Below are 315 nucleotides of genomic sequence, written 5' to 3'. Positions count from 1 at the left end.
CTATCCGCTATCGGTCACCAGGGAATATTTAGGCTTAGCGGGTGGTCCCGCCAGATTCACACGGGATTTCTCGGGCCCCGTGCTACTTGGGTGTCTCTCAAGCGAGCCGTTGATGTTTCGTCTACGGGGGTCTTACCCTCTACGCCGGACCTTTCGCATGTCCTTCGACTACACCAACGGTTTCTGACTCGCCTCACAGCCGGCAGACTGTGAACAAGAGATCCCACAACCCCGCATGCGCAACCCCTGCCGGGTCTCACACGCATACGGTTTGGCCTCATCCGGTTTCGCTCGCCACTACTCCCGGAATCACGG

The 315-nt window shown here is 58.7% G+C and carries 1 rRNA gene; it reads right to left on the bottom strand.

Annotation, left to right across the window (positions count from 1 at the left end):
- A 23S ribosomal RNA gene (locus tag ADL08_RS13955) occupies positions 1-315 on the bottom strand; the annotation flags it as partial.

This window comes from Streptomyces sp. NRRL F-6492 (assembly GCF_001280125.1).
Taxonomy (GTDB): domain Bacteria; phylum Actinomycetota; class Actinomycetes; order Streptomycetales; family Streptomycetaceae; genus Streptomyces.
Note: the sequence above shows the minus strand (reverse complement) of the source record. Positions and strands in the feature narration are given on the sequence as shown.